The organism is Laspinema sp. D2d, assembly GCF_025370755.1.
Taxonomy (GTDB): domain Bacteria; phylum Cyanobacteriota; class Cyanobacteriia; order Cyanobacteriales; family Laspinemataceae; genus Laspinema.
Genome location: NZ_JAMXFC010000035.1, coordinates 67,150 through 75,301 on the forward strand (window position 1 = coordinate 67,150; position 8,152 = coordinate 75,301).

8 protein-coding genes are annotated in these 8,152 nt (G+C 46.0%); 2 read left to right on the top strand and 6 right to left on the bottom strand.

Annotation, left to right across the window (positions count from 1 at the left end; translation table 11 throughout):
- Nucleotides 1-46: 46 nt before the first annotated feature.
- From NG796_RS20465 to NG796_RS20480, 4 genes are all read right to left on the bottom strand, one after another.
- Nucleotides 47-625 carry a Uma2 family endonuclease gene (locus NG796_RS20465; protein ID WP_261208872.1) on the bottom strand — a complete coding sequence of 193 codons (579 nt, stop codon included), beginning with the start codon at nt 623-625 and terminating at the stop codon, nt 47-49.
- Nucleotides 626-774: 149 nt separating this feature from the next.
- On the bottom strand, nt 775-1,050 hold the full coding sequence (locus NG796_RS20470; RefSeq protein ID WP_261208874.1) for a CopG family ribbon-helix-helix protein: 276 nt from the start codon (nt 1,048-1,050) through the stop codon (nt 775-777).
- Between the two features lie 24 nt (nt 1,051-1,074).
- Complete coding sequence (gene hypD / locus NG796_RS20475; protein ID WP_261208892.1) at nt 1,075-2,175, bottom strand: hydrogenase formation protein HypD; 1,101 nt, start codon at nt 2,173-2,175, stop codon at nt 1,075-1,077.
- Between the two features lie 194 nt (nt 2,176-2,369).
- Nucleotides 2,370-3,590, bottom strand: coding sequence for an ATP-dependent 6-phosphofructokinase (locus tag NG796_RS20480; RefSeq protein WP_261208876.1), 1,221 nt, complete (start codon nt 3,588-3,590; stop codon nt 2,370-2,372).
- A gap of 979 nt (nt 3,591-4,569) precedes the next feature.
- Here NG796_RS20480 and NG796_RS20485 point away from each other — a divergent pair.
- Nucleotides 4,570-5,001: a nuclease A inhibitor family protein gene (locus tag NG796_RS20485; protein ID WP_261208879.1), complete on the top strand. Its 432-nt coding sequence runs from the start codon at nt 4,570-4,572 to the stop codon at nt 4,999-5,001.
- Between the two features lie 182 nt (nt 5,002-5,183).
- Here the strand turns inward: NG796_RS20485 and NG796_RS20490 are convergent, their stop codons facing one another.
- Nucleotides 5,184-5,432 (bottom strand): hypothetical protein, encoded by a 249-nt coding sequence (locus NG796_RS20490; RefSeq protein WP_261208882.1) that lies wholly within the window; start codon nt 5,430-5,432, stop codon nt 5,184-5,186.
- A 137-nt stretch (nt 5,433-5,569) separates the two neighbouring features.
- Complete coding sequence (locus NG796_RS20495; RefSeq protein ID WP_261208883.1) at nt 5,570-6,457, bottom strand: PhzF family phenazine biosynthesis protein; 888 nt, start codon at nt 6,455-6,457, stop codon at nt 5,570-5,572.
- A 179-nt stretch (nt 6,458-6,636) separates the two neighbouring features.
- Here NG796_RS20495 and NG796_RS26500 point away from each other — a divergent pair, with 179 nt between their 5' ends.
- The gene (locus NG796_RS26500) at nt 6,637-8,004 is read left to right on the top strand and encodes a septal ring lytic transglycosylase RlpA family protein (protein ID WP_317619334.1); all 1,368 of its coding nucleotides are present in this window, start codon (nt 6,637-6,639) and stop codon (nt 8,002-8,004) included.
- Nucleotides 8,005-8,152 lie beyond the last annotated feature (148 nt).

Below are 8,152 nucleotides of genomic sequence, written 5' to 3' on the forward strand. Positions count from 1 at the left end.
TATAGAGTGCGGGTTAAAGATTAAGTTAAATTCATCGGATTGTTAATTATCCCTTAAACTCAACCCCTTCATAAAGCTCTCCCAAAGATAACTCAAAATCAACAGACTGCAACCGTAAACCCGCTGCCTCCCCTTCCCATTCTTTTAACATCCAATGATGCTCCTCAATTTTATAATATTGCATCATATAACACCGAGTTTGGTCAATCAAAAGATATTCCCGCATTTCCGGTATCGAGCGATAATACATAAATTTATCGCCTTGGTCGTAATTTTGCGTAGACTTCGATAAAACCTCGACAATCAGCAAGGGATTCGTGACCGTAGTCGTTCCCATATCCGTATAAATCGGTTCGCCGCCAATCACCATAACATCGGGATAGGTGTATTGACGATACCGAGGAATCCACAAACGAACATCCCCCATATAAACCCGATAATTTTGTTTTCTGAGTTTCAGTTTGAGTAAAGCGGCTAAAGTTAACGCCAATTCATTATGATTAGTAGTTCCCCCGGTCATCGGTACGATTTCTCCATCTCGGTACTCGCTTTTATAATCTGCCTGTTCTTCCAATGCCCGGTATTCTTCGGGAGTATAATATTTTTTATCAGTTTCAGTGAACATGGTTAATTATTTCCCTGAGTAAATTCATATAAACTCTAAACAAATATGGCCTTACGCTTATTGTAACCGCCAAATCTTGATACTGTTGTCACCCTTCGCAGTCCAAACCCCTCCACTGCCAACGTTCCCCGGTTGTCAAATTCCCAATTTCATGACTCCAACTCCGCTAATTGCAACGCCTCCCAAGACGCTGTAGCAAATTCAGCCTCCATTTGTAACACTTCCGCTTGATATTCCGTATCCTCTGCCATTTCTGCAAGTTCTCCATCAATTTCTGCTCGCTTCAGGGCCTCTAATTCCTGACGAATCGCCTGCATAATAAATTCATCTCGGCTTTTGGCTTTTCCTTGTTCAACGGCTTTATCCGTTGCTTCTAGCAAATATGCAGGAAGACGGATGTTTGTGTTGATGAAAGGACTAGACATAAACCTTCCTCCTGAGCTATCTATTTAGTTTAAATCATTATTTTGTTGTCGATATCGATAATAGGCGGCACAAGCTCCTTCCGATGAAACCATTGGTGCACCGAGGGGATGTTCTGGGGTGCAGCGTTTGCCAAAGGCTTCACAGTCATGGGGTTTCTTAATGCCTTGCAGGATTAATCCACTCATACAATCAGGGGATTCTTCGCTCTTTATTCCAGTTAAATCAAAACGATTTTCAGCATTAAATTGAGCATATTTTTGTTGTAGATTTAATCCACTTTGTGCAATTTCTCCAATACCTCGCCATTGTCGTGGGACGATTTCAAATACTTCTTTGAGGATGTTTTGGGCGGGTTGGTTGCCGTCTTTTCTAACGGAACGACTATATTGATTTTCGACTTGTGCTTGTCCGGATTCCAGTTGTTTGATGCACAAGTAAATTCCCTGTAAAATATCAACCGGTTCAAATCCGGTGACGATGATGGGGACTTGATATTTGGGGGCGATCGCCTCGTATTCGGTGTATCCCATAATGGTGCAAACATGACCCGCCGCTAAAAATCCTTGCACTTTTCGATTAGGTGCCGATAAAATCGCTTCCATTGCTGGAGGCACTAAAACATGGGACACTAACATAGAAAAGTTCGGGATGTTTTGTTGTGCTGCTTGATAAACAGCCATCGCCGTTGCTGGTGCAGTAGTTTCAAATCCTACTCCGAAAAATACTACTTGTTTGTTCGGATTCTCTTGGGCAATTTTTAGGCAATCTACGGGGGAATAAACGATGCGAATATCGCCGCCGGTTGCTTTAATACTCAGCAAGTCTTTTTCAGTACCCGGAACCCGCAACATATCCCCAAAGGAACAGAAAATAACCTCGGGATGGGAGGCAATTGCGATCGCCTGATCAATCAAAGCAATAGGAGTCACACAGACGGGACAACCGGGACCGTGGATTAAAGTAATACTATCCGGCAGCAATTCATCAATGCCAAATTTAACGATCGCATGGGTTTGACCCCCGCAAATTTCCATAATTGTCCAGGGACGAGTCGTAATACTGGCGATCGCTTTAGCACAATCTTGCGCCGTCGTTGCATCGCGATATTCATCTACAAATTTCATAATTAAGAGTTGGGGGAGTTGGGGGAGATGGGGGAGTTGGGGGAGATGGGGGAGTTGGGGGAGTTGGGGGAGATGGGGGAGTTGGGGGAGTTGGGGGAGATGGGGGAGTTGGAAACGACTGAAGTCCTTACTAAGAACATCCTCCCCATCCTCCCCATCTCCCCTATCTCCCCCATCCTCCCTCATCCTACGGACTAACTTACAGCAGTTGGAGTCGCCGGGACGTTGCTACCGTTGTTATACTCTAGGGAATGTGAGGTATCTCCCACATAAATCCCGAGTGCGCGGGCGGTTTGTACCATGAATCCGTTGGGATCAACGGGGGAGGCGCAGCGTTTTTCTTGGTGGCACTGTCGGACGAGTTGAATTACTAAGTCTAAGGGTTTGCTTTCGACTTTGCCGCCTTCCCACACGACTAAGCGGTTATAATGTCCTTGTTCGATTAAATCAACTGCTTTAATCCCAAAGGCAGTAGCTAAGATGCGATCGAAGGAAGAGGGGGTACCGCTGCGTTGTAAGTGCCCTAGAACCGTTACCCGGGTGTCGATTTCGTCTAATCCGCAAAATTCTGGGCGATCAAGGGAACAAAGTTTCTGGCTGTAGAGTTTAATTTGTTGCGCTACATAGTCCCCAATATTGCGATGCTGTCGCCGATCTTGGTGTTTCACCCCTTCCGCGACGACAACTAGGGCAAATTTTCGCTTTTCCTGACGCAGGGTGGCAATTTTATCGCAGATTTGGGCGATCGCCATTTCGTCAAGCACGGGAGTCAGTTCCGGAATTAAAATCACATCGGCACCCCCAGCAATTCCCGCGTGTAGTGCCAGATGTCCCGCATCCCGTCCCATCACTTCCGCTACCATGACTCGTTCATGACTCGCGGCAGTAAACGTGAGGTTGTACAGTGCTTCGGTAACCGTATCAACGGCAGTCTGAAATCCAACCGCACGTTCCGTAAAGGGAACATCGTTATCGATAGTTTTGGGAACCCCAATCATGTTCCAATTGCCTTTGACTGCCAAATCATAGATAATGTCCAAGCTACCATCGCCCCCGATCGCCACCAAAGCATCGAGTTCTAAGCGTTTATAACCTTCTAAAATCTGTTGTGCAACTTCTGGTTTTTCTGTATTCCCTTTACTCAGACTCCCCAGAACGCTGCCACTGAGAAATTGTAGCACGTCAAGACCCTGTAACAATCCAGGAATATCATAACCATGCTCGTTCAATTTCATGTCCTCCGGTTGGCGAGTTCCGTTGGCAACATCGATGAATCCGTCCGTACCGTAGGGAATGCCATAGACTTCCCATCCCTTACGGGAGGAGCATTTAACCACTGCTCTAATTACAGCATTCAGTCCGGGACAGTCCCCGCCACTGGTGAGGATACCAATTCTTTTTTTTGGGTATGTCATAGTGCCTTTACCTGTTCACTCTCCTAATTTATTCCGAACGCCCTGGATTGAAAAAGTCACCGCGATCGCTTTTTTATTTTCACTTTATGTTACCCCCTCAATTTTAGCAAATCGCCCTCATTTTTTTGAGTGCTTTATCAGGGGGATTTTGAACTGAACCTAGTCTGCGATCGCGTCTTTTTTCAAGGGTCTCTCTTGAGCAAAAAAAGTTGGATCGTGGGGAAGACGCTTGCACTGTACAATCATTTGACCACTTAATTTTGATGCCTGCACCATTGAGGTATGATTCCTGGGACAATCTAGCCCAGGCTGCTGTCCCCCAATACTCCCCTCTTTTATGTAATTTTTTCGCTCTCTTGTAAATTTTATAACAGTTTTTCCGTTACCCGCTTAAATACAGATTTTTTTTATAAATTTACGGTGAAAAAAATATATGCTACAATTGAAGGCCAACTTTTGAAAAAATGTTTAAAATTCTTTACGATAGTTAAGGCGAAAACACCCCAGGGCCTCAACCTCCCGGCAAATTACCCGTTGTGTTAACTCTCCCCAACTGCCGATCCACTCCCCAAAGTCCGGAAAACTCCCAACCGCAGCATCAATCCCGTCTGATATACTATCCCTAAGTTAGAGATTAGGACTTACCCCTTGCCTCCGGGAACTCCCAAACCGGAAATTTTCCATGAGATATCTCCCCCCAAATCCCCTTGTAAAACAGAGTGGAGTGCAATGCGTTAAAACCTCTAATCCACCTTTTTTTTAGAAAAATCCTTCTATGGATTGTCGGAACAAGTTGCTTTACCCAGGAGAGAATACTTGTTACCCAAATCTCACTTTTAACCGCATTCTCTTCCCCAAAATTAGAGGAGAGAATTCAGAACAATCTAGGTGGTTTACTCATGAGGATAGATCCTCCCCCCCATTTTAAATGTTCTGCTACTATAATAAGTCGTTTTGCTCTATTTATTATCCCGGAGACATGAACCCTATCAATACTCCCCTGACTGAACAACTAGCGGAACTCACAAATCGATTATTTTGGCTGAGTGAGTCTGAGTTTCCCTTCCAGGTTATTACCTGGGATACGGATAGAGTAACCATTGAGCAATTGTTAAAACTGACTTATCATCCGCCCAACACTCCCGTTCAAACCCGAACAATTGATGAATTTTTCGCACCTGCACTAGGAGGAATCGGCAGTTTTAGTTTTCTTTTAGATCAAACCCTGATCGGAAGATATCGAACCCTTTACAATTACCTCACTTATTATTTGCATAATATCAAGGTGTATCAAGTTGGCACGCATCCCCTCTATATTTATATCATGGGACTCACTCGTGACGAAAATTTAGCGGGGATCGCAACCCAAGTCATTGAAACTATCCCCCAATCCTCCCGAATTTACCCCTAATCAGGGGAGACAGGGAGTTAAGCTGTTGATGCCTTTAAACTGGATAATTTTACCCAGCAAGATGTTCATACTCCTTGAATTCGGCAACAGCTTGCAACTTGATAACTCCCCCATCCTCCCCATCTCCCCCATCCTCCCCATCTCCTCCATCTCCCCCATCCTCCCCATCTCCCCCATCCCATCTATTCCGATCGCTCTTGCTGCAACAACTCCTCTTTAGACTCCCCCCAGTAAGCGCTATAGGTCCAGGTTTCCCGGTTACCGCTGGTTTCTAAAGACCAACGAAAGATGGCTGATTTGGGGTTAACTCCCACTTCAATCAACTTCGCACCCATATAATATTCCATTTGGCGTTTTTTCAAGTCTTTAAATGCTGGGGGTTTCCGATTATCCCAGCTTTGAGACATTTGTGCTTTTGTCGGCCTTGCCATTGTCCTTCTCCGAATTCTCTTGTGGTAAGGGTATCCTACCCTTGATTTAGAATACCCATCTTTCTACTCTTACCACGACAACGGGACGGTTTAAAAGTTGGGTCAGGAATGGGAGTCACCGGGTGCAACCCCTACTTTTATACAAATTCACCCTTAGCAACAGCGATCGCCTTACCGCCAACGGATACAGAAATCTCTCCGTTCTCTTTTTGTGCCTTCAATAATAACAACGAAGGTCTTCCCATTTCATATCCCTGTTCCACTCGCAAATCAATTCCTCCCTCCCCAAAATATTCATACTCCACGAGATATCCGGCCAAACAACCATTAGCACTCCCGGTTGCGGGGTCCTCGGGTACCCCTAAATAATCAGCAAACATTCTGGCACTGAGATCATTTTCCGGTTTGTTCGTCTTGGGACAAAACATAAAAATACATTTCGCTTCAGTCCCTTCAATTAATTTAAAATACTTATCTCGATTGACTTTGGCCTTTTTTAATGCTGCATGAGTTTTCAACGGCACAATCAAAAAAGGAATCCCTGTGGAAACTTCGCGAATCGGAAACCGCGAATCCAGATCCCCAACTTCTAAATTTAAAACCGCTGCCACCGCTTCTCGTTCAAGGGTTTGATGAAATGTCGGGGGTTTTTGCTGCATCCACAAAATATCTACCGTCTCTTGTTGATAGTGCAGAGTCACGGGAATTTGTCCGATCGCCAGATTCAAATTAATCCGTTCTACCGGCTGTTGAATTATCTCTCGCTGAATAATAAAAGCAGTGCCTAAAGTCGGATGACCGGCAAAAGGCACTTCTTGCGCCGGAGTAAAAATTCGGACATCATATCCCCCATCTCGTGGCTTTGAGGATAACACGAAAGTAGTCTCAGAATAATTCATTTCTTTAGCAATTTGTTGCATCTGTTCCCCAGTCAGGCCGTGGGTTTCAGTAAATACAGCAAGCTGATTGCCTTGGTATTTTCCTTCTGCGAAAACATCAACAATGTAAAAATTAAGCGGGTTCATTTTTGCTTGGGTTACAGATTTGGTTACAGTTAGCTCTCACCGGGGATCGTAGTCCATTGTGGTCTCTATCTGAGGACCGCATCGATCCCCAGACCCACTTGATCTCTGTGGGAGTTCAAGATATCCTATTAGGAATTCGCCGAGATGATAAATTTGTTGTTCTCTTAATAAAAACGCTTATGCCATTGATGGGACTGGTCTGGATGACCTGCTGTTTGAGCGGTTTGCTTTCATACAGCCCAGGATTTGGGAATGCCGCCATTACCCTTAAAAATCCGCTGTCACTCCAAGTTTTATCCGGTTTTAGTCATCGGTGGGACCTTCCTCACCGGCTTGTCCGAGGCGGTAATCCCTCGGGGAAAAAGCACCGCCCTCCGTTGAACTTCAAGGGATCTTCCGGTGAGAATCGGCTGTTTGCTCACCTGGCTCAAATCAGCGATCGCCCGGGAAAACGCCCCCCAGCTAATGCTAGAGATAGCCAAATATTCACAAAAGTGCTCAACTGGGACAACCACCTGCAAAAGGGAAAATGCACGGTTAATTCACCTGTAATGAATTCTAGTCCCAGTAACGCTTTGGAAGAACAAAATTTTCTCTCAATCCCACAGGATTTGCCGGGAAAAGCCACCCTGATCAGCAGTGGCCCTTCCCAGAAGTCCCAAACATCCACTCGGGGAATGGGACAACTTTTGTCTAATTTCTTCCCGGAAGACTCTTTAGATTTAGAAACCAAACCCAGTCTGAACCCATCCGTTCAGGTAAAAGCTGTCTCTGTTGCTTCTGGTCCCTCTGGACCCATGACCCGAGTCAATTGGTGGCAGTCCCGGCATTTATTTGGATTGGGACAAACGGTTTCCTGGTTTTCGCAGAAAAACCCAAAGCAGATTGTCTTCACGCAACCCTCAGCGTTTCAAGTGGTGGTTCAGGGATATGAGGTGGCGCAATTACCCGATCGCATCCAAGCTGACTTGTTTGCGCACCGGATCCAAGACTGGCTAAAAGGGAGCGATCGCGATCCCGCAAAACTAACCCCCACCACACGCGACGGCGTTAGAGCCATTCAAGGGGGCGATCGTACTTTACTCTTGATGTCTGAGGATGTCGTCGAGTCTATTCCGCGTAACCAGGACCTACTCACCGTGGAATGGACCAACAATCTCCGTAAAGCGTTAGGCGCTGAACCCTTACCCATCGCCGAAGCACAAGCGCAGATGTATGGGTTAGTTGAGACCCCCCGAAAACTTCAGGGAACCGCCTCCTGGTACGGCCCTTATTTTCACGGTCGTCTCACCGCCAACGGCGAAACCTATGACCAAGAGGAGATGACAGCCGCGCATCCCTCCTTACCCTTCGATACCTATCTCAAAGTTAAAAATCTTCAAAATGGCAAAATGGTCATCGTTCGCATTAACGATCGCGGACCCTATATCCCCCCCCGTAATTTAGACCTCTCCCTCGGTGCCGCGAAAGTTCTAGGCAGCGAAGAAAGCGGCGTCATCTCTTATGAGGCCACATTTATGAAACCCACTGCTGCTAAGGCGAAGTGATGGGAGATAGGGGAGATGGGGAGGATGGGGAGGATGGGGAGGATGGGGAGGATGGGGGAGATGGGGAGGATGGGGGAGCTATTCAACGTTAGCACTTCAGTCGTAATTCACTCTTCTAGTAACGACTTCCGTCGTTTCGTCTCCCCGC

What these genes read in the sequence shown, in the direction of transcription:
- NG796_RS20490 (WP_261208882.1), bottom strand. Translation starts at nt 5,432, where the DNA reads ATGGCAAGGCCGACAAAAGCACAAATGTCTCAAAGCTGGGATAATCGG.
- NG796_RS26500 (WP_317619334.1), top strand. Translation starts at nt 6,637, where the DNA reads ATGCCATTGATGGGACTGGTCTGGATGACCTGCTGTTTGAGCGGTTTG.
- hypD (WP_261208892.1), bottom strand. Translation starts at nt 2,175, where the DNA reads ATGAAATTTGTAGATGAATATCGCGATGCAACGACGGCGCAAGATTGT.
- NG796_RS20495 (WP_261208883.1), bottom strand. Translation starts at nt 6,457, where the DNA reads ATGAACCCGCTTAATTTTTACATTGTTGATGTTTTCGCAGAAGGAAAA.
- NG796_RS20480 (WP_261208876.1), bottom strand. Translation starts at nt 3,590, where the DNA reads ATGACATACCCAAAAAAAAGAATTGGTATCCTCACCAGTGGCGGGGAC.
- NG796_RS20485 (WP_261208879.1), top strand. Translation starts at nt 4,570, where the DNA reads ATGAACCCTATCAATACTCCCCTGACTGAACAACTAGCGGAACTCACA.
- NG796_RS20470 (WP_261208874.1), bottom strand. Translation starts at nt 1,050, where the DNA reads ATGTCTAGTCCTTTCATCAACACAAACATCCGTCTTCCTGCATATTTG.
- NG796_RS20465 (WP_261208872.1), bottom strand. Translation starts at nt 625, where the DNA reads ATGTTCACTGAAACTGATAAAAAATATTATACTCCCGAAGAATACCGG.